At 59.0% G+C, this 25675-nt stretch carries 25 protein-coding genes; 11 read left to right on the top strand and 14 right to left on the bottom strand.

All coding sequences use genetic code 11. From position 1 onward, the window contains the following. Positions 1–112: 112 nt before the first annotated feature. From AC1M2H_RS24485 to AC1M2H_RS24465, 5 genes are all read left to right on the top strand, one after another. Entirely contained in the window at positions 113–1399 is a 1287-nt protein-coding gene (locus AC1M2H_RS24485; protein ID WP_480149416.1) for an MFS transporter, read from the top strand. Beyond that, positions 1396–2157 (top strand): IclR family transcriptional regulator, encoded by a 762-nt coding sequence (locus AC1M2H_RS24480; protein ID WP_480149415.1) that lies wholly within the window; start codon positions 1396–1398, stop codon positions 2155–2157. Before AC1M2H_RS24485 ends, AC1M2H_RS24480 begins: the two co-directional genes overlap by 4 nt. Before the next feature lie 131 nt (positions 2158–2288). Beyond that, the gene (mgtL, locus tag AC1M2H_RS24475) at positions 2289–2342 is read left to right on the top strand and encodes a mgtA regulatory leader peptide MgtL (RefSeq protein WP_220432789.1); all 54 of its coding nucleotides are present in this window, start codon (positions 2289–2291) and stop codon (positions 2340–2342) included. Positions 2343–2485: 143 nt separating this feature from the next. After that, positions 2486–5194, top strand: a complete 2709-nt coding sequence (gene mgtA / locus AC1M2H_RS24470) for a magnesium-translocating P-type ATPase (protein ID WP_480149414.1) — start codon at positions 2486–2488, stop codon at positions 5192–5194. Positions 5195–5352: 158 nt separating this feature from the next. Then, positions 5353–7746 carry a beta-N-acetylhexosaminidase gene (locus AC1M2H_RS24465; protein WP_480149413.1) on the top strand — a complete coding sequence of 798 codons (2394 nt, stop codon included), beginning with the start codon at positions 5353–5355 and terminating at the stop codon, positions 7744–7746. A gap of 70 nt (positions 7747–7816) precedes the next feature. Here AC1M2H_RS24465 and AC1M2H_RS24460 read toward each other — a convergent pair whose 3' ends face one another. After that, positions 7817–8677 carry an aldo/keto reductase family oxidoreductase gene (locus AC1M2H_RS24460; RefSeq protein ID WP_480149412.1) on the bottom strand — a complete coding sequence of 287 codons (861 nt, stop codon included), beginning with the start codon at positions 8675–8677 and terminating at the stop codon, positions 7817–7819. A gap of 101 nt (positions 8678–8778) precedes the next feature. On the opposite strand from AC1M2H_RS24460, the gene AC1M2H_RS24455 reads away from it, so the two are divergent. After that, positions 8779–9681 carry a LysR family transcriptional regulator gene (locus AC1M2H_RS24455; RefSeq protein ID WP_480149411.1) on the top strand — a complete coding sequence of 301 codons (903 nt, stop codon included), beginning with the start codon at positions 8779–8781 and terminating at the stop codon, positions 9679–9681. A 50-nt stretch (positions 9682–9731) separates the two neighbouring features. On the opposite strand, the gene ridA is transcribed toward AC1M2H_RS24455, so the two are convergent. From ridA to AC1M2H_RS24430, 5 genes are all read right to left on the bottom strand, one after another. Beyond that, positions 9732–10118, bottom strand: coding sequence for a 2-iminobutanoate/2-iminopropanoate deaminase (gene ridA / locus AC1M2H_RS24450; RefSeq protein WP_426813312.1), 387 nt, complete (start codon positions 10116–10118; stop codon positions 9732–9734). Between the two features lie 158 nt (positions 10119–10276). Continuing rightward, a complete protein-coding gene (pyrI, locus tag AC1M2H_RS24445; protein ID WP_480149410.1) occupies positions 10277–10738 on the bottom strand; it encodes an aspartate carbamoyltransferase regulatory subunit in 462 nt (153 codons plus the stop codon). A gap of 12 nt (positions 10739–10750) precedes the next feature. Beyond that, complete coding sequence (gene pyrB / locus AC1M2H_RS24440; RefSeq protein ID WP_480149409.1) at positions 10751–11686, bottom strand: aspartate carbamoyltransferase; 936 nt, start codon at positions 11684–11686, stop codon at positions 10751–10753. 2 nt (positions 11687–11688) lie between these two features. After that, positions 11689–11748 (bottom strand): pyrBI operon leader peptide, encoded by a 60-nt coding sequence (locus AC1M2H_RS24435; RefSeq protein ID WP_426815560.1) that lies wholly within the window; start codon positions 11746–11748, stop codon positions 11689–11691. Continuing rightward, positions 11723–11827: a pyrBI operon leader peptide gene (locus tag AC1M2H_RS24430; RefSeq protein ID WP_080773194.1), complete on the bottom strand. Its 105-nt coding sequence runs from the start codon at positions 11825–11827 to the stop codon at positions 11723–11725. Before AC1M2H_RS24430 ends, AC1M2H_RS24435 begins: the two co-directional genes overlap by 26 nt. Before the next feature lie 194 nt (positions 11828–12021). On the opposite strand from AC1M2H_RS24430, the gene AC1M2H_RS24425 reads away from it, so the two are divergent. Beyond that, complete coding sequence (locus tag AC1M2H_RS24425) at positions 12022–12474, top strand: NanQ anomerase/TabA/YiaL family protein (protein ID WP_480149408.1); 453 nt, start codon at positions 12022–12024, stop codon at positions 12472–12474. 101 nt (positions 12475–12575) lie between these two features. On the opposite strand, the gene argF is transcribed toward AC1M2H_RS24425, so the two are convergent. Together argF and argL are read right to left on the bottom strand one after the other, a co-directional pair. Next, positions 12576–13580: an ornithine carbamoyltransferase gene (gene argF / locus AC1M2H_RS24420; protein WP_426813308.1), complete on the bottom strand. Its 1005-nt coding sequence runs from the start codon at positions 13578–13580 to the stop codon at positions 12576–12578. Beyond that, positions 13550–13645: a putative translational regulatory protein ArgL gene (gene argL, locus AC1M2H_RS24415; RefSeq protein ID WP_480149407.1), complete on the bottom strand. Its 96-nt coding sequence runs from the start codon at positions 13643–13645 to the stop codon at positions 13550–13552. Before argL ends, argF begins: the two co-directional genes overlap by 31 nt. A 98-nt stretch (positions 13646–13743) precedes the next feature. Between argL and rraB the strand changes: the two genes are divergently transcribed. Both rraB and miaE read left to right on the top strand, forming a co-directional pair. Continuing rightward, complete coding sequence (rraB, locus tag AC1M2H_RS24410; RefSeq protein ID WP_426813306.1) at positions 13744–14169, top strand: ribonuclease E inhibitor RraB; 426 nt, start codon at positions 13744–13746, stop codon at positions 14167–14169. A 49-nt stretch (positions 14170–14218) separates the two neighbouring features. Next, positions 14219–14983 (top strand): tRNA isopentenyl-2-thiomethyl-A-37 hydroxylase MiaE, encoded by a 765-nt coding sequence (miaE, locus tag AC1M2H_RS24405; RefSeq protein WP_480149406.1) that lies wholly within the window; start codon positions 14219–14221, stop codon positions 14981–14983. A gap of 52 nt (positions 14984–15035) precedes the next feature. Here the strand turns inward: miaE and AC1M2H_RS24400 are convergent, their stop codons facing one another. From AC1M2H_RS24400 to pepA, 4 genes are all read right to left on the bottom strand, one after another. After that, on the bottom strand, positions 15036–15539 hold the full coding sequence (locus tag AC1M2H_RS24400; protein ID WP_480152027.1) for a GNAT family N-acetyltransferase: 504 nt from the start codon (positions 15537–15539) through the stop codon (positions 15036–15038). 150 nt (positions 15540–15689) lie between these two features. Beyond that, positions 15690–18545, bottom strand: a complete 2856-nt coding sequence (locus tag AC1M2H_RS24395) for a valine--tRNA ligase (RefSeq protein ID WP_480149405.1) — start codon at positions 18543–18545, stop codon at positions 15690–15692. Continuing rightward, entirely contained in the window at positions 18545–18988 is a 444-nt protein-coding gene (gene holC, locus AC1M2H_RS24390; protein ID WP_132513874.1) for a DNA polymerase III subunit chi, read from the bottom strand. Before holC ends, AC1M2H_RS24395 begins: the two co-directional genes overlap by 1 nt. Before the next feature lie 191 nt (positions 18989–19179). Continuing rightward, entirely contained in the window at positions 19180–20691 is a 1512-nt protein-coding gene (pepA, locus tag AC1M2H_RS24385) for a leucyl aminopeptidase (protein ID WP_480149404.1), read from the bottom strand. A 267-nt stretch (positions 20692–20958) separates the two neighbouring features. Here pepA and lptF point away from each other — a divergent pair, with 267 nt between their 5' ends. Then, positions 20959–22056, top strand: a complete 1098-nt coding sequence (lptF, locus tag AC1M2H_RS24380) for an LPS export ABC transporter permease LptF (RefSeq protein ID WP_480149403.1) — start codon at positions 20959–20961, stop codon at positions 22054–22056. Then, complete coding sequence (lptG, locus tag AC1M2H_RS24375; RefSeq protein ID WP_480152026.1) at positions 22056–23138, top strand: LPS export ABC transporter permease LptG; 1083 nt, start codon at positions 22056–22058, stop codon at positions 23136–23138. The genes lptF and lptG overlap by 1 nt, the downstream gene beginning before the upstream one ends. Positions 23139–23178: 40 nt before the next feature. Here lptG and AC1M2H_RS24370 read toward each other — a convergent pair whose 3' ends face one another. Beyond that, on the bottom strand, positions 23179–24681 hold the full coding sequence (locus AC1M2H_RS24370; RefSeq protein ID WP_480149402.1) for a helicase HerA-like C-terminal domain-containing protein: 1503 nt from the start codon (positions 24679–24681) through the stop codon (positions 23179–23181). Between the two features lie 98 nt (positions 24682–24779). Then, a complete protein-coding gene (locus AC1M2H_RS24365; RefSeq protein WP_480149401.1) occupies positions 24780–25601 on the bottom strand; it encodes a TIM barrel protein in 822 nt (273 codons plus the stop codon). Between the last annotated feature and the right edge of the window lie 74 nt (positions 25602–25675).

The following is a 25675-nucleotide window of genomic DNA, read 5'->3' as shown; positions in this document are numbered from 1 at the left end:
TTCTGCCATCACGGTTATGTAGCGACATCATTATTTGAAGAACTAAATTAAGGATACAACTATGTGTTCTGCAGACGGTCGTATCGAAAGAACGACGATAAAGAAAATTTCAGTGAAAATAATACCGATCATGGTGATGCTCTACGTTATTGCCTATATCGATCGGCAGAATATAGGATTTGCAAAACTTCATATGGCGGAAAGCCTTTCATTGAGCGAAACCGCCTATGGTCTTGGCGCATCGTTATTCTTTATCGGCTATTTATTATTTGAAGTCCCGGGCAATATCATGCTGCATAAAGTTGGCGCCCGCCTGTGGTTTGCCCGGATTATGCTGACGTGGGGCGCGATTACGGTTTTAATGGCTTTTACCACCAGCGCCAGCATGTTTTATGTTTTACGCTTTTGCCTGGGCGCCGCCGAGGCGGGCCTGTATCCCGGCCTGCTTTATTACATGACCCGCTGGTTTCCTTTGGCGTATCGTCCCCGGGTGGTGGGCTATCTGATTATGGCCAGCCTCGCGGCGAATCTGATCGGGGCTCCGATTAACGGCGCGCTGTTAAGCATTCACGGCATATTGAATCTTGAAGGCTGGCAGTGGATTTTCATTGGCACCGGGCTGCCGGCGCTGCTGTTTATTATTCCGGTCCTGTTTTTGCTGCCCGATACGCCGGAAAAAGCCCGCTTTCTGAGCGCGGAGGAAAAGGACTGGCTTGAGGCGATGCTGCAGCAGGAGCAGAGCCGGGACCGGGATCGTCAGGTGAACGGCGTGCTGAAAACGTTGAAAGACGCGCGGGTGCTGCTGCTGGCGCTGGTGCTGGGCTTTATTTCCTTCGGCGCCTATGGTTTGAGCTACTGGATGCCAACCATTGTCAAAGGGTTTGGCGTATCCGATATGACCAACGGGCTGATCAACATGATCCCCTGGCTGATGGCGATGCTGCTGCTCTGGTGGATGACGCGCAATTCGGCGCGGACCTCCGATCCGGTGAAAAATATTGCCCTGCCGATGCTGGTGGCCGCTATTTTCCTTGCCGGCAGCGCGCTGTTCATCACCACGCCCTGGCTAAGTTTTTTATGCATAACCCTGGTTATTATGGCTATATTCTCAATTCAGCCCTGCTTCTGGACCCTGACGCGGTTTTTAGGCGGTTCGGCGGCAGCGGCCGGATTAGCGGCGATAAACTCGCTGGCTAACCTCGGCGGCTTCTTCGCGCAGAATACCGTTCCGGCGGTACGCGACCTGACGGGGAGCGTCAGCGCCCCGATGTACTATTTAGGCGGGTGTATGGCCATCGGCTGCGCGGTAACGCTATTGACGATTCGCTATTTGCACCGGCGCAGCGATGACCACGATCCGCTGCACCATACCGATACGCCACAGAAAGGAGCGTTATGACCGATTATCGAGCCCCGGCGCTTAGCCGGGGTTTACGCGTACTGGAATATTTATCGGCGTCAGGCGTCCCCATGACGATGGGGGAGATAAGCCAGGCGCTCAGCCTCTCCTTCAACCACCTGTTCCGGATTATTCAGTGTCTGGAAGAGGAGGGGTACCTCAGGCAGGATGCGCGGCGCTATTATCATCTGACCGATAAACTCTCCTTCACCCGTCAGTACCGCTATATCGAGCAGCTGGCGCAGTCGGAACGCTGCCAGCAGCTGATGAAAGACTTCACCTGGCGCACCAATCAGCCCTGTCATCTGGCCGGGCTACGGGACGATCGGGTGGTGGTCATCGCCCATCGTCATCCGGACTTCGCCCCGGCGATCAGCGCCAGGGAAGGCGCGCTACTGCATACCATCCGCTCGAGCTCATCGCTGGTGCTGTTGGCCTTCGCCAGCGACCAGGATAGCTGGCGTTTGATTCGTCATTACGCGCTGGATACGGCGCTACGCGGGGAGATGGTCGAGCAGCTCTCGCGCATCAAATCCCAGGGATTTGCGGAAATCCCCCACGATCGCATTATTGGGCTGACGTCGGCCTCATGGCCGGTTTTCGGGCCGGATAGCTACGCCCATGCGGTGATTACCTGCCCGTGGTTCGATCGGCTGCCGGGAGAGTATGAAGAGACAAAGCAGGCCTTAGGCGAAATGGCGACGGCGCTGGGCGATGCGCTGGCGGCGCTAATGCGGTCAGCAATGCTGAACGCGTGATGAACAGGCCTCAACGGCTCCGCGTATACGTTTGGTTTAGTTACGCGGGGTTACCATAGCCATAATCGCCACAAATAGATCGCAGGTCGCGGTATAATCCGCGCCGTTTTTACTCACTTACCGGAGATTTTATGGACCCCGATCCCACTCCTCATCCTCGATGGAGTTATACCCCTTTCCGGTAAGCCTGCTTAGCACTGCTTTACCGGAAGCGTAAAGCAGTGACGTCCTTGATGTCCCTGCCATAAAAAAATAATGCCTGACAGGTATGTTTTACCGTGTCTGTCGCTTTTGCTGCGTTCGCCGTGCGAGCGCGGAGGGACTGTTTATGCTGAAAAATTTTACCCGGCAGCTGTTTGCGCAGCTTAGCCGCCACCTGCCACACCGCCTGGTGCAGCGCGATCCGCTGCCCGATGCCCGCAATCTGGCCAGCGCGCCGATCCCGGAGTCGCTGGGTAAGCGCTGCCTGAACGTGGCGGCAATGGATGAAAACGAAATCTGGCGCGCCTTCGACAGCCACCCGGAAGGGCTCAACGCCGGCGAAGTAGCGCAGAAAATTGCGGCGCACGGCGACAACCAAATCCCCGCCCAGCAGCCTTCGCCGTGGTGGGTGCATCTGTGGACCTGCTATCGCAACCCCTTCAACCTGCTGCTGACCGTGCTGGGCATCATCTCCTACTCCACGGAGGACCTGTTCGCCGCGGGCGTGATTGCGCTGATGGTCGGGATCTCCACGCTGCTCAACTTTATTCAGGAAGCCCGCTCCACCAAAGCGGCGGATGCGCTGAAGGCGATGGTCAGCAACACCGCCACGGTGCTGCGGGTAGTCAACGAGCAGGGCGAAAGCCGCTGGTGCGAGCTGCCTATCGATCGGCTGGTGCCGGGGGATATCGTTAAGCTCTCGGCGGGAGATATGATCCCGGCGGACCTGCGCATCCTCCAGGCGCGCGATCTTTTTGTCGCCCAGGCCTCGCTGACCGGCGAATCGCTGCCGGTGGAAAAAGTGGCCCGCAGCCGCGACCCGCAGCAGAGCAACCCGCTTGAGTGCGATACCCTGTGCTTTATGGGCACCAACGTAGTGAGCGGAACGGCGCAGGCGATCGTCTTCGCCACCGGCGGCGGCACCTGGTTCGGCCAGCTGGCCGGGCGGGTGAGCGAGCAGGAGAGCGAACCCAACGCCTTCCAGAAGGGCATCAGCCGCGTCAGCATGCTGCTGATCCGCTTTATGCTGGTGATGGCGCCGGTGGTGCTGCTGATCAACGGCTTTACTAAAGGCGACTGGTGGGAAGCGGCGCTGTTCGCCCTGTCGGTGGCGGTCGGCCTGACGCCGGAAATGCTGCCGATGATCGTCACCTCGACCCTGGCGCGCGGGGCGGTGAAGCTGTCGAAACAGAAAGTTATCGTTAAACACCTCGACGCCATCCAGAACTTTGGCGCGATGGATATTCTCTGCACCGATAAAACCGGCACCCTGACCCAGGACAAAATCGTGCTGGAGAACCACACCGATGTGTCCGGTAAAACCAGTGAACTCGTACTGCACAGCGCCTGGCTGAACAGCCACTACCAGACCGGATTGAAAAATCTGCTCGATGTGGCGGTGCTGGAAGGTGTAGAGCAGGAGTCTGCCCGCAGCCTGTCCGAGCGCTGGCAGAAAATCGACGAGATCCCGTTCGACTTTGAGCGCCGCCGGATGTCGGTGGTGGTGAGCGAACAGGACGATGTGCATCAGCTGATCTGCAAAGGCGCGCTGCAGGAGATCCTCAACGTCTCGACCCAGGTTCGCTACAACGGCGACATCGTGCCGCTGGACGAGACCATGCTGCGCCGTATCCGCCGCGTCACCGACACTCTTAACCGCCAGGGGCTGCGCGTGGTGGCCGTTGCGACCCGCTATTTGCCGGCGCGGGAAGGGGACTATCAGCGGGCCGACGAGTCGGATCTGATCCTCGAAGGCTATATCGCGTTCCTCGATCCGCCGAAAGAGACCACCGCCCCGGCGCTGAAAGCGCTGAAGGCCAGCGGCATTACCGTCAAAATTCTCACCGGCGATAGCGAACTGGTGGCGGCGAAGGTGTGCCATGAAGTGGGCCTCGACGCGGGAGAGGTGGTTATTGGCAGCCAGATTGAAGCGCTCAGCGATGACGAGCTGGCGGCGCTGGCGAAACGAACCACCCTGTTTGCGCGCCTTGCGCCGCTGCATAAAGAGCGCATCGTGACGCTGCTCAAACGCGAGGGGCACGTGGTGGGCTTTATGGGCGACGGGATTAACGACGCCCCGGCGCTGCGCGCCGCGGACATCGGGATTTCCGTCGACGGCGCGGTGGATATCGCCCGCGAGGCGGCGGATATCATCCTGCTGGAAAAGAGCCTGATGGTGCTGGAAGAGGGGGTGATCGAAGGGCGCCGCACCTTTGCCAACATGCTAAAGTACATCAAAATGACCGCCAGCTCGAACTTCGGTAACGTCTTCAGCGTGCTGGTGGCGAGCGCATTTCTGCCGTTCCTGCCGATGCTGCCGCTGCATCTGCTGATCCAGAACCTGCTGTACGATGTATCCCAGGTGGCGATCCCGTTTGATAACGTTGACGATGAGCAGATCCGTAAGCCGCAGCGCTGGAACCCGGCCGAGCTGGGGCGCTTTATGGTCTTCTTCGGCCCGATAAGCTCGATCTTCGATATTCTCACCTTCTGCCTGATGTGGTGGGTCTTCCAGGCCAACGTCCCGGAGGCGCAGACGCTGTTCCAGTCGGGCTGGTTTATTGAAGGGCTGCTGTCGCAAACGCTGATTGTGCACATGATCCGTACCCGACGCATTCCGTTCGTCCAGAGCCGCGCCGCGTGGCCGCTGTTCGCCATGACCCTGGTGGTAATGGTGGTCGGCATCGCGCTGCCGTTCTCGCCGCTGGCGGGCTATTTGCAGCTGCAGGCGCTGCCGCTGAGCTACTTCCCGTGGCTGATTGCGATTCTGGCGGGCTACATGACCCTGACCCAGATGGTCAAAGGCTTCTACAGCCGCCGCTACGGCTGGCAGTAGCCCCGGCTTCCTCCGCCCCTCTCCCGTTCAGGGAGAGGGCATTTATCTTAAACTTCATCAAGTTGTGACGCGCGTCATTTCATTTCCTTGACGCTCTTTTTGGCGCATGTTAACCAAATGTTTTGCTTTTTTTTGGCCCGTCATCAAAAGGAAAACTCATGCTTAACACCGTGCGCTATGGACTGCTTACCAGCGGATTAATTCTCAGCGGCCTCGCCTGCGCCGCCCCGGCGGGCGACCTGCCGCTTATGCCCTGGCCAGCCCACGTCGAACGCCCGCAGGCGCAGGGCGCGCTGGTGCTGAATAATCAGCTGACTCTAAACGTCAGCGGCGACGATTTGGGGGATGCCGCCGGCCGCTGGCGCGAGCGCATCGCCCGCCAGACCGGCTGGACGCTGCAGCCGCAGCTGGCGCCGGCGAAAGCGCCGACGATTAACGTGGTGATTGCCAAAAAGGTCCCGGCCATTCCGCGCCCCGACAGCGATGAAAGCTACCAGCTGAAGGTGAGCGCCGAGGGCGTGACCCTCAAGGCGAATACCCGCTTCGGCGCCCTGCGCGGGATGGAAACCCTGCTCCAGTTGATCCAGAACGGCGCGGAGAATACCGCCATTCCTTACGTTACGATCGACGATGCGCCGCGCTTCCCGTGGCGCGGGCTGCTGCTGGACTCCGCGCGCCACTTTATGCCGCTGGACGCGATAAAACGGCAGCTTGACGGTATGGCGGCCGCCAAGCTCAACGTTTTCCACTGGCACCTGACCGACGATCAGGGCTGGCGTTTTGCCTCCACGCGCTATCCGAAGCTGCAGCAGCAGGCCAGCGACGGGCTGTTCTACACCCAGGCGCAGATGAAAGAGATCGTGCGCTACGCGGCGGATCGCGGCATCCGCGTGGTGCCGGAAATCGACATGCCGGGGCACGCCTCGGCTATTGCGGTGGCCTATCCGGAGCTGATGAGCGCGCCGGGACCCTATCAAATGGAGCGCCACTGGGGCGTGCTTAAGCCGGTGCTCGACCCGACCAAAGAGGCCACTTACGCCTTTGCCGAGGCGATGATCGGCGAGCTGGCGGCGATCTTCCCCGACGCTTATCTGCATATTGGCGGGGATGAGGTGGACGACAGCCAGTGGCGGGCGAACCCGGCGATCCAGAAATTTATACGCGACAAGGGGCTGGCGGACAGCCATGCGCTACAGGCGTACTTCAACCGCCGGCTGGAGGCGATCCTCGAAAAACATCACCGCCAGATGGTGGGCTGGGACGAAATCTACCACCCCGATCTGCCGAAAAGCATTTTGATCCAGTCGTGGCAGGGGCAGGACGCGCTGGGAGAGGTGGCGAAGCACGGCTACCGCGGGATCCTCTCTACCGGATTTTATCTCGATCAGCCGCAGTACACCGCCTATCACTACCGCAATGAAGTCGTGCCCCAGGGGCTGAACGGCGTGGACACCATTACCGATAACGATAGCGCCCAGAGCTGGAGCTTCGTAATGCCGCGGCTGAAGGGGAGCGCGGTGGAAGGCAGCTTCACGCTGATAAAAGGCGAGAGCGGCTGGCGCGGGTTTATTGATTTTAAAGGCAAATCACGTCGGGCGGTGCAGGATATCGCGTGGCTGAACGATAACCAGATAACCTTCAGCGTCGATACCTGGATGGGGGAAACCCGGCCGGTGCTGACCGTTAACGACGATAAGCTTGGCGGCTACTTCCTGCTGGGCAACGCCCGCTATCCGGTGAGCGGGCAGCGGCTGGACGAGGTGCCTGAGGGGATCCCGCCGGTGGTTCCCGATGCCGAACAGCAAAAGAACCTGCTCGGCGGCGAAGCGGCGCTGTGGGCGGAAAACGTGGCGGCGCCGGTGCTGGATATTAAGCTGTGGCCGCGGGCCTTCGCGGTTGCCGAGCGCCTGTGGTCGGCGCAGGATGTCAAAGACAGCGACAATATGTACCAGCGCCTGCAGGCGATGGACGGCTGGTCAACGGTCTCGGTCGGCCTGCAGCAGCACGGCCAGCAGCTGGTGCAGTTCACCCGGCTGGCAAACGGCGGCAGCACCCTGGCGCTGCAGATCCTCGCCCAGGCCATCGAGCCGGCGCACTATTACACCCGCCAGCATCTGAAATTCCAGGCCAATAACTATCATCAGTTTGAGCCGCTGAATCGCCTGGTCGACGCGCTGCCGGCGGAGAGCGACACCGTGCGCAGCCTTAACCGCTGGGCCGAAAGGCTGATTAGCGATGCGGAAGATAGCGAAAGCGCGGACGCGCTGCGTCACGTCTTTAGCCGCTGGCAAAATAATACCGCCGATGCGCTGGCGCTAACGGAAAGCAGCTATCAGCTGGCGGCGATCGGCCCGGTGGTGCAGCAGGTTGATAAGCTGGCGACGCTGGGGCTGCGGCTGACGGATCTGGTGGCCCGCCAGGGCACGCTGGATGATAAGGAGTATGCGTCGGTGCAGGCGCAGCTGGATGAGGCGGCGAAAACCCAGGATGAGCTGGTGATTGCGGCGGTCTATCCGCTGGAGAAGCTGCTGCGGGCGACGAAGGTCGAGTAGGGGAATATGCCAGTGCCGGCCTCAAGGGCCGGCACGGTGGCAGAGGACGCTTTCCGTAGAGACCGGCGGTTTAGCCAGCGATCCCGTTCAGCTTTTCTATCACCTCATCGGAGAGCGCAATTTGCGCGCTGTCCAGGTTCTCCTGCAGATGCTGCGGCGATGAGGTGCCGGGGATCAGCAGAATATTGGCCGAGCGCTTGAGCAGCCAGGCGAGGGCGACCTGCATGGGCGTAGCCTGTAATTCGCCGGCGACCTCATCGAGCAGCGCGGACTGCAGCGGCGAGAAACCGCCGAGCGGGAAGAACGGCACGTAGGCGATCCCCTGCGCGGCCAGGCTATCAACCAGCTCGTCGTCCTGCCGGTTGGCAAGGTTATACATATTCTGAACGCAGACAATCGGCGTCATCTTTTGCGCATCGGCGATCTGTTTGGCGGTCACATTACTCAGGCCAATATGACGGATTAATCCGCGCTCTTTCAGCTGAATCAGCGTTTCCAGCTCTTTTTCCAGCAAGCCTTCCTTCGGCGTGTGGACGTCATGCATGCTGCGCAGATTCACCACCGGCATGGCGTCCAGCCCCAGATTCCGTAAGTTATCTTCTACCGCGCGGGTCAGCTCCTGCGGGCTGAAGGCCGGGATCCATCCGCCTTTTTCATCCCGACGCGCGCCAACCTTAGTGACGATGCACAGCTCGTCGGAATAGGGATGCAGCGCTTTTTTAATCAGCCGGTTGGTCTCATGCGGGCCGTAAAAATCGCTGGTATCAATGTGGTTAACGCCGGAGGCGACGGCGTCACGGAGGACCTGAATTGCCCGCGCTTCATCTTTAACCGGACCAAAAACGCCCGGACCTGCCAGCTGCATTGCGCCATAGCCTAAACGGTTAACTTCGCGGTCGCCGAGGCGGTAAGTCATTGTGGGTTTTGACATGGTGCTCTCCTGTATGAGTGTGTTTCGATTGTATCGATGAATGCGCTGTGCAACTATCCGGCTAAATAAGAACAACCTGTACGAGGTGGCGCACAGTGTCGATGGATATAGGTTTGCTGCATGCGGTAGTCGAAGTGGCGAAGGCCGGGGGATTTCGTGAGGCCGCAAGGATCACCGGCAGCAGCGCGTCGCGGCTAAGCGATGCGGTGCGTCGTGCGGAAGAGCAGCTCGGCATCAGGCTGTTTCATCGCACCACGCGTACCGTAGTGCTGACCGAAGCCGGCAGGGCGTTGATTGAGCGTCTGCTGCCGGCCATGAACGAAGTGGACGCCGCGCTGGATTCGCTCAATCGCTATCGTAATACTCCCGGCGGCACGCTGCGGCTGAACGTGCCGGTCAGCGCCGCGCGGCTGGTATTGCCCTCGCTGGTGCCGGAGTTTATCCGCCGTTATCCCAATATTCAGCTGGAGATCGTCGCTGAAAGTAACGTCCAGGATGTGTTTCGCGACGGCTGCGATGCCGGCATTCGCTACGACGAGCGGCTCGAACAGGATGTGATTGCCCTTCCCATCGGGCCGCGCCGTCAGCGTTTTGCCGTCGCCGCCGCCCCGGCCTATTTAAGCCAGCACGGCAGGCCTACGCATCCGCGCGATTTGATGCACCATCAATGTATACGCGGGCGTTACGCTACGGGCGTCATGCCGGCGTGGGAATTTGAGCGCGAGGGAGAGAGCTACAGCGTGGAGGTGAATGGCCCGCTGGTGGTGAGCGTCGGCAGCGCGGTGGACCTGGCGGTCGAATCGGCGATTGCCGGCACCGGCATTATCTATCTGTTCGAAGAGTGGCTGCAGCCCGCTATCGCCAGCGGCCAGCTCGAGCCAATATTACAGCCGTGGTGGCTGTCGTTCTCCGGTCCCTATCTTTACTACAACGATCGTCGCCTGATCCCCGTGCCCCTGCAGGCGTTTATTGATTTTGTGCGTGAGCGGAATGCGTTGTCATGAGATGAATTGCCGAAGATAACCCTCCCCGCGCAGCGGAGAGGGCTGAACAATCAGCGACGAATCGCGATCGCTTCAATCTCAATCTTCACGTCTTTCGGCAGACGCGCAACTTCAACGCAGGAGCGTGCCGGGAAGGTCGCATTATGCTCGGTGAAAAACGCTTCATACGCGGCATTCACGGTGGCGAAATCGTTCAGATCTTTGACGAATACGGTAGTTTTAACGATATCGCCCACTTTCAGGCCCGCTTCTTCAACGATAGCCTTTACGTTGTCCAGAGACTGGCGCGCCTGAGCGGCAACGTCTTCCGGTACGCTACCCGTTTTAGGATCAACCGGGATCTGGCCGGAAGTGATGATCATGCTACCCAGATCAACACCCTGAACGTACGGGCCGATAGCTGCGGGGGCATTTTCCGTCGCGATAGTTTTAGACATGAGTTCTCCTGAATAACAGCTTAATTAAGAAGTGACGCAGCATCCTTCGAGTTGCATCGACGCGGCAGGGGGCGAGTCGCCGTCAAGGAAGCAGCTTGAAGGATAGCGCGTAAGGACCCGGCCATTATAGGGAGCCGGGTTGCCAATACCAACCTCAATTAGTTGGCCAGAACCACATAATGTGAAAACTCTTTTTCACAATATTTGCACTTCAGCGCGATGTCGTTTTCACGTTTTTTCACCGCAAAGCTGGATGAAACCGGCTCGGCGTGGCTGATGCAGTTGCTGTTCGGGCAGACCAGCACGCTGTTGATGCGATCCGGCAGATTTGGCCGCGATTTGCCGACCACTTCATAGTCGTCGATGCGGTTGACCGTCGCATGCGGGGCGTACAGCGCCAGCTGGTTGACCTGCTCGTCGGTGAGGAAGGTGTTCTCGATTTTAATCAGATCCTTGCGGCCCATTTCGCCCGATGGCAGGTTCAGGCCGATGGTGATGCGCTGGTCGGTTTCGGTCAGCTTGAACAGCGTCAGCAGCTTAAAGCCCACCTGCGCGGGGATGTGGTCGATGACGGTGCCACGCTTAATGGCTTCTACCTGCAGTTTATTATCGTGTGTCATGGTCGTTTCCCCTTACAGAGCCAGCTCGCTATTCAGTACCAGTGCCAGTAACGCCTGGCGTGCGAAGATGCCGTTGCCGGCCTGCTGGAAGTACCAGGCGTGCGGCGTTTTATCAACATCGGTGGTGATTTCATCAATGCGCGGCAGCGGGTGCAGCACTTTCATATTGTCGCGGGCGCCTTCCAGATCGGCGGCGCGCAGCACAAACTGCGCCTTCACGTTGGCATATTCCGACGGGTCGAGGCGCTCCTTCTGGACGCGGGTCATATAGAGAATATCCACCTCCTCCATGACCTCATCAATGGCGCTATGCACGCTCCAGGCAATCCCTTTCTCATCGAGCATATCGAGGATGTACTGCGGCATGGCCAGCGCATCAGGGGCGATAAAGTAGAAGCGGTTGCCGCTAAATTTCGCCAGCGCCTGGGTCAGGGAGTGCACGGTGCGGCCATATTTCAGGTCGCCGACCATCGCCACGTTAAGGTTTTCCAGGCGGCCCTGGGTTTCCTGGATGGTGAACAGATCCAGCAGGGTTTGCGTCGGGTGCTGGTTGGCGCCGTCGCCGGCGTTGAGCACCGGGATGCCGCCGGAGAATTCGGTTGCCAGCCGCGAGGCGCCTTCCTGCGGATGACGCATCACGATGGCGTCAACGTAGGTGCTGATGACCGAAATGGTGTCGGCGAGGGTTTCGCCTTTTTTGCCCAGCGAGGTGTTGCTGCTGTCGGAGAAGCCGACCACGCTGGCGCCGAGGCGATGCATGGAGGTTTCGAACGACAGTCGGGTGCGGGTGGAGGCTTCAAAGAAACAGCTGGCGATAACCTTGTGCTTCAGCAGTTCCGGCTGCGGGTGCGCTTTCAGCTTTGCAGCGGTCGCCAGGACCAGTTCAAGGTCTTCGCGGCTGAGATCGTTTATGGAAATGATATGTTTTTGATATAGCGGGTTAGCCATGTTTATCTCCTGACGCCTGGGCAAAAAAAAAGCCCCTTAAATAAGGGGCTTCGAAAATTCATTGAGCAACGGAAAGAAAAACGCTACGCCAGCGCCTGTTTTCAGACGCGGTAAGACAGAATGTCGTACGCAATAGACCATGCTTCCTCCCGGCAAATCGACCGGCATTATACGCAGCTCAAATTTCGGATCAAGCGATTCGTCCACAAATAGGTAAACGTTTGCTTCGATAACCCCCCGTCAGCGCAAAAAAGCGTTAAAAAGTGGTGGTATGGCAGTCGCAAGGGGCGTATAAAAACCAGAAATGAAAAGCTGTTTTATATTTGAGGGTTATTATGATCGTCGGCAACATTCACCATCTGCAGGCCTGGCTACCGGAGCCCCTGCGTCAGGCTATCGAATACGTTAAGGCTCACGTTAGCGAGGAGACGCCGCTCGGTAAGCATGATATTGACGGCAACAATCTGTTTTATCTGATTTCGCACGACACGACCGAAGCGCTCAGCGAGCGCCGCGCCGAGTATCACGCGCGCTATCTGGATATCCAGATTGTGCTGCAGGGCGAGGAGGGGATGACCTTCAGCACCCGACCCGCCGGGACGCCGGATATCGACTGGCTGGCGGATAAAGACATTGCGTTCCTCGCCGCCGGCGAGGAGGAGAAAACCATGATTCTCAGCGCGGGAGATTTTGTGGTGTTTTATCCGGGGGAAGTGCATAAGCCGCTGTGTGCGGTGGGCTCGCCCGCCAAAGTGCGCAAAGCGGTGGTGAAGATGCTGATGGGCTAAGCGCCGTCAATCCCCGGTCGTGCCGCATTTACCGGGGCGACGGGCCGGTGCGGTAGCCCGGAGCAGGCGCCGCGCGCCGCCTCCGGGAAATCCCCGCCGGGTTATTTACTCAAGGTCGCGACCATCACCGCCTTGATGGTGTGCATGCGGTTTTCGGCCTGATCGAAGACGATGCTCGCTGCGGATTCAAACACCTCGTCGGTGACCTCCATGCCGCCGTGCAGGCCGAACTCGGCGGCCATCTGCTGGCCAAGTGCGGTTTGATCGTCATGGAACGCCGGCAGGCAGTGGAGGAACTTCACCTGCGGATTGCCGGTCAGCGCCATCATGCTGCTGTTGACCTGATAGTCACGCAGCTGGGCGATACGCTCGGCCCACTTCTCTTTGGCTTCGCCCATCGAGACCCACACGTCGGTGTAGATAAAGTCCGCGCCCTTCACGCCGGCGGCGATATCTTCGGTCAGGGTAATGTTGCCGCCGTGCTTTTGCGCCAGCGCTTTGCATTTGGCCACCAGGCTCTCTTCCGGCCAGCAGGCCGACGGCGCGACGAGACGCAGATCCAGTCCGGTAAGGGCCGCCGCTTCGAGCATTGAATTACCCATGTTATTACGGGCGTCGCCGGCGTAGGCGAGGGTCATTTCGTTGAATGCTTTCCCCGGCAGATGCTCCTGCATGGTCAGCAGATCCGCCAGCAGCTGGGTAGGGTGAAATTCGTTGGTCAGGCCGTTCCACACCGGCACGCCGGCGTATTGGGCGAGGGTTTCAACCACTTCCTGGCCGTGGCCGCGATACTGAATACCGTCATACATCCGGCCCAGCACGCGGGCGGTGTCTTTAATGGACTCTTTATGGCCGATCTGGCTGCCGCTTGGCCCGAGGTAGGTTACGCGCGCGCCCTGATCGAATGCGGCAACTTCGAAAGAGCATCGTGTGCGGGTAGAGTCTTTTTCGAAGATGAGCGCGATGTTTTTGCCGGCGAGATGCTGGATTTCAATGCTATTTTTTTTATCGGTTTTGAGTCTGGTCGCCAGCTTGAGCAGGGTGGTGATTTCTGCAGGTGTAAAATCAAGCAACTTCAAAAAATGCTTCTGATAAAACGTCGACATAGTTCCCTCGCATGGCTTAAGCCACTTATTGAATTAAAATTCACTTTATATGTATGAATATTCATTTGCAACCCCGCGACACAAATCTTTCGCGCAAAGGTGGAGGCAATCACGGCGGTATGTGACAATAGAAGTAACTGCCGCACATTATGAGGAACGAGCCATGGCAAACCCGGAACTACTGGAAGAACAGCGTGAAGAAACGCGTCTGATTATCGAAGAGCTGCTCGAAGACGGCAGCGATCCGGACGCGCTGTACACCATTGAGCATCATCTCTCCGCCGACGACTTCGAAACGCTGGAAAAAGTTGCGGTAGAAGCCTTCAAGCTGGGTTATGAAGTGACCGAGCCGGAAGAGCTGGAAGTCGAAGAAGGCGACACCGTGATTTGCTGCGATATCCTCAGCGAGAGCGCGCTGAAGGTTGAACTGATTGATGCCCAGGTTGAACAGCTGCTGACGCTGGCAGAAAAGTTTGGCGTGGAGTATGACGGTTGGGGCACCTACTTCGAAGACCCTAACGGTGAAGATGGCGACGAAGACGATGACGAAGATTTCGTCGATGAAGATGACGACGGCGTACGTCACTAAGCCGCTGATGGATACGGCGGTATCTGCCGCCGTATAGCAAGGAATCTCGATGGACTACCCGCAAATACTCTCCCCCGTACTCAACTTCCTGCACTGCACCACCCCGCAAGCGTGGATTGATGAAGCCCGTAAGCCGGAAAACCTGCCGCTGCTGCTCACCGATCATATGGTTTGCGAACTGAAAGCGGCGCAAAACGCCATGCTGTTGGTGCGTAAATATGTCGCGGATAAAGAGGGCGCAGACGAGCTGCTGGCCTGCCTGAAGCCCTACGAGGACTTTACCTACCGCTGGGGCCCGGAGCCGGATTTCGTCGCGCTGCACAGGCAGATCAATAAAAGCACCATGCCGCATACGGACGACCCGTGGGGACGCCAGCTGATTGACAGCATGGTGCTGCTGATTAAAGAAGAGCTGCATCACTTTTGGCAGGTACGCGAGATCATGCTGGCGCACGACATCCCTTACGTCAAAATGACCGCCAGCAGCTACGCCCGCGGATTACGCCGGGAGGTGCGCTCCCATGAGCCGGCGATGCTAATCGATAAGCTGATTTGCGGGGCCTATATCGAAGCGCGCTCCTGCGAGCGCTTTGCCGCTCTGGCGCCGTGGCTGGGGGGCGATCTGCAGAAGTTCTACCTGTCGCTGCTGCGTTCGGAAGCGCGCCACTTCGAGGATTACCTGCGCCTGGCGCAGCAGATTGCCGGAGAAGATATCAGCGAACGCGTGCGCCAGCTGGGCGTCGCGGAAGCCGCGCTGATCAATGCGCCGGAGGCCGAGATTCGCTTCCATAGCGGAGTGCCGTTCGTTGCCTGAAGCGGGTCCCCGGCAGGTGCAGCGCATCCGGGGATGTAAATCACCGCGCTAATTACAGCGTCTTAAGCATCCGCACTTCGCAGTCAACGTGGCCGGTATGGCCCAGCGGTGCGTCGATATGCTCGAAGCCAAGGTGCTCGTATAGACCCACCGCTTCCTTGAGGAAGGCGGTCGTTTCCAGATAGCAGCGTCTGAAACCCTGCTCGCGGGCATGATCCAGCGCGAGCAGCGCCAGCTTTTTCGCCAGCCCCTGTCCGCGCGCGGAAGGCATAAAGTACATTTTCTGCAGCTCGCAGATATCGGGCTCGCTATGGGCCAGCGGCGCTACGCCGCCGCCGCCGACCACCTGACCATTCTGCTCGACCACCCAATAGGCGGAACCCGGCTGGCTGTAGAGCTGGAAAAGCTCATCCAGATTAGGGTCGGCTACCGTATAGCCTTTATCGGCCGTCAGCCCGTATTCGGCTGAAACCTGGCGAATAACGCCGGCGATGGCCGCATTGTCTTGCGCGGTGATCCGGCGCAGCGACACCGTGATGGTCGCGATCGTATTCATACGATTACTCATAGCAAAAATGGCGGATGATGCTGTTGTTAATAACATCGGAAAAGGGGGCAGCGCAAGCGCTGTTCAACGCGACGGCCGTTAACGCGTGGCAATACGCGGTGATTATGCCCCTTGCCCGGTCAGGCAAGGGGCAGAGGGTTACAGCGCGGCGATCACGGCCTGCTGTTCAACCAGCTTGCTTTTCGCTTCCGCATAGCCTTCCAGTTTTTCACGCTCTTTAGCAATGACCGCTTCCGGCGCGCGGGCGACAAAGCCTTCGTTGGCGAGCTTGCCTTCGATACGACCAATTTCCGCTTCAACCTTCGCCACTTCTTTCGCCAGGCGCGCCAGCTCGGCGTCCTTGTCGATAAGGTCGGCCATCGGGATCAGCAGCTCGGCGCCGTCGATGATCTTGGTGACGGAAACCGGACCTTTATCATCGGCAGCCAGCACGGTGATGCTTTCCAGACGCGCCAGGTTCAGCAGGAAGCTGCGGTTGTCGTTTACGCGACGAATGGCATCGTTGCTGCAGCCGCGCAGCAGAAGCTCCAGCGGTTTGCCCGGGGCAATGTTCATTTCCGCGCGGATGTTACGTACGGCGATGATGGCCTGCTTCAGCCACTCGGTATCGGAAGCCGCGGCTTCATCAACCTGGGACGCATCGTACTGTGGGAACGGTTGCAGCATGATGGTGTCGGCGCTGATGCCGCCAATCACCTTAACGCGCTGCCAGATGGTTTCGGTGATAAACGGAATAATCGGGTGCGCCAGGCGCAGCAGGGCTTCCAGCACGGTCACCAGCGTATGGCGGGTGCCGCGCAGCTCGGCCTCGGTGCCGCCGTTCATCACCGGCTTGGTCAGTTCCAGATACCAGTCGCAGAACTGGTTCCAGGTGAACTCGTACAGAATGCCCGCGGCGATATCGAAGCGGTAGCCATCCAGCGCTTCGCGATACGCTTTGATGGTCTGATTGAACTCGGCGAGGATCCAGCGATCGGCCAGAGAGAGCACCATTTCGCCGCCGTTGAAGCCGCAGTCCTGATCTTCAGTGTTCATCAGCACGAAGCGGCTGGCGTTCCACAGCTTGTTACAGAAGTTACGGTACCCTTCCAGACGCTTCATATCCCAGTTGATGTCGCGGCCGGTGGAGGCCAGCGCCGCCAGGGTGAAGCGCAGGGCGTCGGTGCCGTGCGGCTCAATACCGTTCGGGAACTGTTTTTCCGTGCGTTTACGGATTTTCTCCGCCAGCTGCGGCTGCATCATGTTGCCGGTGCGTTTCTCCAGCAGCTCCGGCAGGGAGATCCCGTCAATCATATCCAGCGGGTCGATAACGTTGCCCTTGGATTTGGACATTTTCTGCCCTTCGTCGTCGCGGATCAGGCCGGTCATGTAGACGGTATGGAACGGTACCTGCGGTTTGCCGTTTTCATCCTTGATGAAGTGAATGGTCATCATGATCATGCGGGCAATCCAGAAGAAGATGATGTCAAAACCGGAAACCACGACGCTGCTGGGATGGAACTGACGCAGAGCGTCGGTGTTTTCCGGCCAGCCGAGGGTGGAGAAGGTCCACAGCGCGGAGGAGAACCAGGTGTCCAGTACGTCTTCGTCCTGACGCAGGGCGACGTCAGCGCCGAGGTTGTTTTCCTGACGCACTTCGTCTTCGGTGCGGCCAACGTAAACGTTGCCTTCGTTGTCGTACCACGCCGGGATGCGGTGACCCCACCACAGCTGACGGGAGATGCACCAGTCCTGAATATCGCGCATCCAGGAGAAGTACATGTTTTCGTACTGCTTCGGCACAAACTGAATGTCGCCGTTCTCCACCGCCTCGACCGCTGGTTTTGCCAGCACGTCGGCACGAACGTACCACTGGTCGGTCAGCATCGGCTCGATAACCACGCCGCCGCGATCGCCGTACGGTACGGTCAGGTCGTGCGGTTTAATCTCTTCTAACAGACCCAGCGCGTCGACGGCGGCAACCACCGCTTTACGCGCAGCAAAACGTTCCAGATTCTGGAACTGGGACGGGATCGCGTTAGGGTAGACGTCAGACTCGTTGCCTTTGGTGTCATACACCTCCGCAGTTTCGCGGATATCGCCGTCAAAGGTCAGGATGTTGATCATCGGCAGGCCGTGACGTTTACCGACTTCATAGTCATTAAAGTCGTGCGCCGGGGTGATCTTCACGCAGCCGGTGCCCTTTTCCATATCGGCGTGTTCGTCGCCGACGATCGGGATGCGGCGGTCAACCAGCGGCAGAATCACGAATTTGCCGATCAGGTCTTTATAGCGCGGATCTTCCGGGTTCACCGCCACGCCGGTATCGCCGAGCACGGTTTCCGGACGGGTGGTGGCGACCACCAGGTAATCTTTACCGTCGGCGGTTTTCGCGCCATCGGCCAGCGGGTAGCGGATGTGCCACATCGAGCCTTTAGACTCGCGGTTTTCCACTTCGAGGTCGGAAATCGCGGTGCGCAGCTTCGGGTCCCAGTTGACCAGGCGCTTGCCGCGGTAGATCAGGTCCTCTTTGTACAGACGGACAAAAACTTCCTTCACGGCGTTGGAGAGGCCTTCATCCATGGTGAAGCGCTCGCGCTCCCAGTCCACGGAGTTGCCCAGGCGGCGCATCTGACGGGTAATGGTGCCGCCGGATTCCGCTTTCCACTGCCAGATTTTATCGATAAAGGCGTCGCGACCGTAATCGTGGCGGGTTTTCCCCTCTTCGGCGGCAATCTTACGCTCAACCACCATCTGGGTGGCGATACCCGCGTGGTCGGTACCGGCCTGCCACAGGGTATTTTTACCCTGCATGCGCTGGTAGCGAATCATGGTATCCATGATGGTTTGCTGGAAGGCATGACCCATATGCAAACTGCCGGTGACGTTCGGCGGTGGGATCATGATGCAGAAGCTCTCCTGGCTTTCATCACCATTCGGTTTGAAATAGCCCTGCTTTTCCCAGTGCTCGTAAAGCGGCTGTTCGATATCTTGTGGGTTGTATGTCTTTTCCATTATTTCCAGGTTGCCGTGTTCAGGTTGAAACCAGCCATGCGGTACGCTTTATAGCGTTCGCGCGCCAGTTGTTTCAGAGAGTCTTCGTAAGGGACAAAGTCTATCACTTCTGTGAAAGCGGTGGCAAAATCTGCAAAGTTTGTCCGCAGACTGATCAGAATATCGCGCGGGCTGCTGTTGCGCTTTTGCGGCCAGGCGACCTCCACCGGCGCGCCGCCTCTGGGGCCTTCCCCCGCCAGATTATGCGGGACAAAACTCTCCGGTGGCCGCGTCCACAGCGCTTCGTCGAGGCGAACCGCCTGCTGCTCGTCTTCGCAGGCGATCAGCACGCGTTTGCCGCTGCGCCAGCGTTCTGCGGCAATTTCACACACCAGCTGTTCGACGGCGCTGAGGCCGTCCTGTTGCGCGTCATTGTCCAGAAGATAAAAGGTTGCGTTCTTCATATCTCTACCCGTTGTCTTTCCCGTTGCTTGCTGGTTGGCCGCCTTTGGGCACTCCAGCCGCAGAGTCAACTATGCTGGCGGGAGTGTGCGCCGCTCTGCCGCCGCGATGCAACTCGAAATCCATAGGGTACAGAATTCTAATTGCTCGAACTCACGGGCCGGATAAGCGTCGCGCTATCCGGCCCGCAAGATTACTCTTCGCCGGTAAAGCCGGCGCGATTGAGCAGGAACTGCGACAGCAGCGCCACCGGACGACCGGTTGCGCCTTTGGCTTTACCCGAACGCCATGCGGTGCCGGCGATATCGAGGTGCGCCCAGTTGTACTTGCGGGCGAAGCGCGACAGGAAGCAGCCGGCGGTAATGGCTCCGCCCGGACGGCCGCCGATGTTGGCCATATCCGCAAAGTTAGACTCCAGCTGATCCTGGAACTCGTCGTCCAGCGGCAGACGCCACGCGCGGTCGCCCGCCAGCTCGGATGCGCCAATCAGCTCGTGGGCCAGCGGATTGTGGTTCGACATCAGACCGGTGATATGGTGCCCCAGGGCAATCACGCAGGCGCCGGTCAGCGTCGCCACGTCAATCACCGCTTCCGGTTCGAAGCGCTCAACGTAGGTCAGGACGTCGCAGAGCACCAGGCGGCCCTCGGCGTCGGTGTTCAGCACCTCAACCGTCTGGCCGGACATGGTGGTCAGGACGTCGCCCGGGCGATAGGCGCGGCCGCCGGGCATGTTTTCACAGCCCGCCAGCACGCCGATGACGTTCAGCGGCAGCTGCAGCTCGGCCACCATGCGCATCACGCCGTACACCGCCGCCGCGCCGCACATATCGTACTTCATCTCGTCCATGCCTTCGGCCGGCTTGATGGAGATACCGCCGGAGTCGAAGGTCAGGCCTTTACCGACCAGCACGATCGGGCGCGCGTCTTCCGCCGGGCTGCCTTTGTACTCAATCACCGACATCAACGATTCGTTCTGCGACCCGTTGCCGACCGCGAGGTAGGAGTTCATTCCCAGCTCGCGCATCTGCTGTTCGCCGATCACCCGGGTGATGACGTTTTTGCTCCAGGTATCCGCCAGCTGGCGCGCCTGGGAGGCGAGATAGGCCGCATTGCAGATGTTCGGCGGCATGTTGCCGAGATCTTTTGCCGCTTTGATCCCGGAGGCGATGGCCAGGCCGTGCTGGATTGCGCGCTCGCCGCTGGTCAGTTCGCGACGGGTTGGCACGTTGAAGACCATTTTACGCAGCGGACGACGCGGCTCGCTCTTGTTGGTCTTCAGCTGATCGAAGCTGTACAGCGTCTCTTTGGCGGTCTCAACGGCCTGGCGAACTTTCCAGTAGTTGTTGCGCCCTTTGACGTGCAGCTCGGTCAGAAAACAGACCGCTTCCATCGACCCGGTATCATTCAGGGTATTAATGGTTTTTTGGATCACCTGCTTGTACTGGCGCTCATCCAGCTCACGCTCTTTGCCACATCCAATCAGCAGAATGCGCTCTGACAGAATATTTGGCACATGGTGCAGCAGCAGAGTCTGGCCTGGTTTACCTTCCAGTTCGCCGCGGCGCAGCAGGGCGCTGATATAGCCGTCACTGATTTTATCGAGTTGTTCGGCAATGGGGGAGAGGCGACGCGGTTCGAAGACGCCGACTACGATACAGGCGCTCCGCTGCTTCTCCGGGCTACCGCTTTTTACACTGAACTCCATGCACTACGCTCCTGAATCTTAAAGACAACGACGGTGGCTACGGATAGAATTGCAAGCTTTCGTAACTCATGTCCGCTGTTGTGGTGACTTCGTGTTAATCTTAACGTTATTACGGCCTTGGTTCGTCAGAAAAAAACCTGATACGCAGAACCGATGAGTCATTTAATCTTAGCGATGTTTTCGACGACCAAAGAGAATAAATGACGTTTAAGCCATGAAACAAGCAATTTTCCTGCAATAAGACGGGTTTTTACGGGCGTATTTATAGTGATAATCATAAGATATCTGGTTCGTGAGACGCTGAAAAGCCAGTTGGCGATCCTATTCATCCTGTTGCTCATTTTCTTCTGTCAGAAACTGGTCAGGATCCTCGGCGCTGCGGTCGATGGCGAGATCCCGACCAATCTGGTGCTCTCGCTGCTAGGGTTGGGTGTTCCGGAGATGGCGCAGCTGATCCTGCCCCTGAGCCTGTTCCTTGGGCTGCTGATGACGCTGGGCAAACTGTACACCGAAAGCGAAATCACGGTGATGCACGCCTGCGGCCTGAGCAAAGCGGTGCTGGTGAAGGCGGCGATGATCCTCGCGCTGTTCACCGGCGCGGTCGCGGCGGTTAACGTGATGTGGGCTGGGCCGTGGTCGTCCCGTCATCAGGACGAAGTGCTGTCGGAAGCGAAAGCGAACCCCGGCATGGCCGCGCTGGCCCAGGGCCAGTTCCAGCAGGCCAGCGACGGGAGCGCGGTGCTGTTTATTGAAAACGTTAGCGGCAAGCGTTTCCAGGACGTATTCCTCGCGCAGCTGCGGCCGAAGGGCAACGCCCGCCCGTCGGTAGTGGTCGCCGATTCAGGCGAACTCTCGCAGCAGAAAGACGGCTCGCAGGTAGTGACCATGAATCAGGGTACCCGCTTTGAGGGTACCGCGATGCTGCGCGATTTCCGCATCACCGATTTCAAAAACTATCAGGCGATTGTCGGCCATCAGGCGGTCACCTCGGATCCCGATGATACCGAACAGATGGATATGCGCACGCTGTGGCATACCCAGACCGATCGCGCCCGCGCCGAGCTGCACTGGCGCTTCACGCTGGTGGCGACCGTCTTTATCATGGCGCTGATGGTGGTTCCGCTGAGCGTCGTCAACCCGCGCCAGGGCCGCGTGCTGTCGATGCTGCCGGCAATGCTGCTTTACCTGGTCTTCTTCCTGGTGCAAACCTCGATTAAGTCCAACGGCGGCAAAGGCAAGCTCGACCCGATGATCTGGATGTGGGGCATCAACCTGCTCTATTTCGCGCTGGCGGTGCTGTTGAACCTGTGGGATACGGTGCCAATGCGTCGCTTCCGTGCCCGTTTTAACAAAGGAGCGGCGTGATGCAGGCGTTTGGCGTACTTGACCGTTATATCGGTAAGACGATTTTCAACACCATCATGATGACGCTGTTCATGCTGGTTTCGCTGTCGGGCATTATCAAGTTCGTCGATCAGCTGAAAAAAGCCGGCCAGGGCAGCTACGATGCGCTGGGCGCCGGGCTCTATACCCTGCTCAGCGTACCGAAAGACGTGCAGATATTCTTCCCGATGGCGGCGCTGCTCGGGGCGCTGCTTGGCCTCGGCGCGCTGGCGCAGCGCAGCGAGCTGGTGGTGATGCAGGCCTCCGGTTTCACCCGTCTGCAGGTGGCGCTGGCGGTGATGAAAACCGCTATCCCGCTGGTTCTGCTGACGATGGCGATGGGGGAATGGGTTGCGCCGCAGGGCGAGCAGATGGCGCGTAACTACCGCGCTCAGCAGATGTACGGCGGTTCGCTGCTCTCCACTCAGCAGGGCCTGTGGGCGAAAGACGGCCACAACTTTGTCTATATCGAACGGGTTAAAGGTAACGATGAGCTGGGCGGCGTGAGCATCTACGCCTTCAACGAAGCGCGGCGCCTGCAGTCGGTCCGCTACGCCGCGTCGGCGAAGTTCGATAGCGAGAATAAGGTCTGGCGCCTGTCGCAGGTCGACGAGTCCAACCTCACCGACCCGAAACAGATTACCGGTTCGCAGATGGTTAGCGGCACCTGGAATACCAAACTGACGCCGGATAAGCTGGGCGTGGTGGCGCTGGATCCCGACGCGCTGTCGATTAGCGGCCTGCATAACTACGTCACCTATCTGAAGTCCAGCGGTCAGGATTCTGGCCGCTACCAGCTCAATATGTGGAGCAAGATCTTCCAGCCGCTGTCGGTGGCGGTAATGATGCTGATGGCGCTGTCGTTTATCTTTGGTCCGCTGCGCAGCGTGGCGATGGGCGTGAGGGTGGTCACCGGGATCAGCTTCGGCTTTATCTTCTACGTGCTGGACCAGATTTTTGGCCCGCTGACCCTGGTCTACGGCATTCCGCCGATTATCGGCGCGCTGCTGCCGAGCGCCAGCTTCTTCCTGATAAGCCTCTGGCTGATGATGAGAAAAAGCTAGCGCACTTCCCCCTCTCCGCCGCGGAGAGGGGGAGATTAACCTAACGTTTCCGCCCGCCGAGTAAGCTTCCCAGCATCCCTCTTACTATCTGATTCGTCACCTGCCGCACCGCGCTTTTGGCCGCCGTTTGCACAATACCGTCGCGCTTGCCGCCGCGCGGGCCGGTGGTACCGAACAGAATATCCTTCAGGCCGCCGAGCAGTCCGTCGTCGTCGCCGCTCTGCTGGCCTTTGGCCGGCGGCGCGTCCTGCTGCTCGGTGGTGGCCTGCACCCCTTTCTGCAGCATTTCAAACGCCGACTCGCGGTCGACCTCCTCCTCATATTTTCCGTACAGCGCGGAGTGGTTTATCAGCCCGTTACGCTCATCGTCCGTCACCGGCCCCATCCGCGAGCAGGGGGCGATAACCATTGCGCGCTCTACCACCGAAGGGCTGCCCTTCTCGTCGAGGAACGAAATCAGCGCCTCGCCGGTGCCCAGCTCCTGAATGGCCTGTTCGGTATTGAACGCCGGATTGGCGCGCATGGTTTGCGCCGCCGTTTTGACCGCCTTCTGATCCTTCGGCGTAAAGGCGCGCAGGGCGTGCTGCACGCGGTTGCCCAGCTGGCCGAGCACCGCGTCGGGGATATCCGCCGGGTTTTGCGAAACGAAGTAAACCCCCACCGCCCTGGAGCGGATCAGGCGGATAACCTGTTCGATTTTATCCAGTAAAACCTGCGGCGCATCGTTAAACAGCAGGTGTGCCTCATCGAAGAAGAAGACCAGCTTCGGTTTGTCCAGATCGCCGGCTTCCGGCAGGCGCTCGTAGAGCTCCGAGAGCATCCACAGCAGGCTGGCCGCGTACAGCTTCGGCATCTGATACAGCTTTTCAGCGCTGAGGATATTAATCACCCCTTTGCCGTTGGCATCAACGCGCATCCAGTCCGCGATATCCAGCATCGGCTCGCCGAAGAAGTGCTCGGCCCCCTGCTGCTCAAGCGTCAGCAGGCCGCGCTGGATCGCTCCCACCGAGGCGCTGCTGATGTTGCCGTACTGGTTCTGGAAGCTTTTCGCGTTATCGCCGATGTACTGGGTAATAGCGCGCAGATCTTTAAAGTCGAGCAGCAGCAGGCCGCGGTCGTCGGCAATGCGGAAAATGATATTCAGCACCCCGGACTGGACCTCGTTGAGGTTCAGCAGGCGCGCCAGCAGCAGCGGCCCGAGGTCTGAAACCGTGGCGCGAAGCGGGTGGCCCTTCTCGCCGAAAATATCCCACACCACCACCGGGTTAGCGTGCGGCTGCCAGTCGCTGACGCCGATTTTGTCCAGCCGCGCCTGCAGTTTCTCGCTGCTCTGGCCCGCCTCGGCAATACCGGTGAGGTCGCCCTTCACGTCGGCCATAAATACCGGGACGCCGATTTCGGAAAATGACTCCGCCAGCTTTTGCAGGGTGACGGTTTTACCGGTTCCGGTAGCCCCGGTAATCAGGCCGTGACGGTTGGCCATTTCGGGAAGTAGATGCAGCTGTTTTTCCAGCGTGCGCGCAATCAGCAGGGGTGAGCTCATGGTCGATTCCTCCATTTATCCTGCGTCGATTATAGGCAGACTCGCCGCAAAGAGGTGAGAGGAATCGACACTTTACCCGGCGCGGGCGTCCGATTTCTTCAGGCGCCGTGCTGCTGAAGCAGCGCGATGCTCTGCTCCACCTCACGACGGATATCGTCTTCACGCCAGTTCGCCAGCTCCGGCGCAAACGGCTCGAAGGCGTAAACCCCCCGATAGCCGCGCGCTTCCAGATTTTTGACCTGCTCGCAGGTTTCCAGCCTGTCGCCCGGCGTCAGCATAATGCGCTCATCGTCGGTGAGCTCTTCGCGCGGGCGGCTATCCTCGACGCCGGAGAGATGGACCAGGCCGATGGCGTCGATCTCCAGCTGGCTAAACTCCTCATCCGCCTGCGGGTAGAGGTGGTGATGGAAGGTATCGATCAGCAGCTTAAACGGCACGCGGGCGTCGTGAATCAGCGTTTGCGCCCGGGCCGCCGAACGCAGCGAGCTTTGTGGAAAGCCCAGCGGCTCAACCAGTCCCTGGATACCGTAAAAAGAGAATAGCGGCGCCAGCTCGCGCAGCGCGCTCAGCGTCTCGTCGGTGGAGACCGCGCTGCCGTCGTTGAGCGGGCAGAGCACCAGCGACTTCGCGCCAACGGCCTGCGCCTCCTTCAGCAGGGACTCGGTCAGGCTGCGCACCTCCGGCGTACGGCAGTTGAAGGGATAAACCGCATTGATGGTCAGAATCTCAATATGGTAGCGCTCGGCCAGTTCGCGCACCTGGCGGGCGCTGAGGTCGTCCGTCACATTACCGCCGGGTAAATCGTTGCGCAGCTCGACTTTGTTCAGCCCGAGGCCGTTCACCAGGCGAAAGAAGGACTCGATATTCAGCGCAGGGGCAATTTTGCGATTAATGCAGAAGCGGTGCCGGGCAATAGTCATTTTACTCTCCGGGAACAGGATGAAGTGAGTTCGTTCGATTATCCTCTAGTCAAAACGTTTATTTCATAATTGGC

It is taken from the genome of Klebsiella sp. F11 (assembly GCF_056712265.1).
This window is presented reverse-complemented; position numbering and strand designations above follow the sequence as displayed.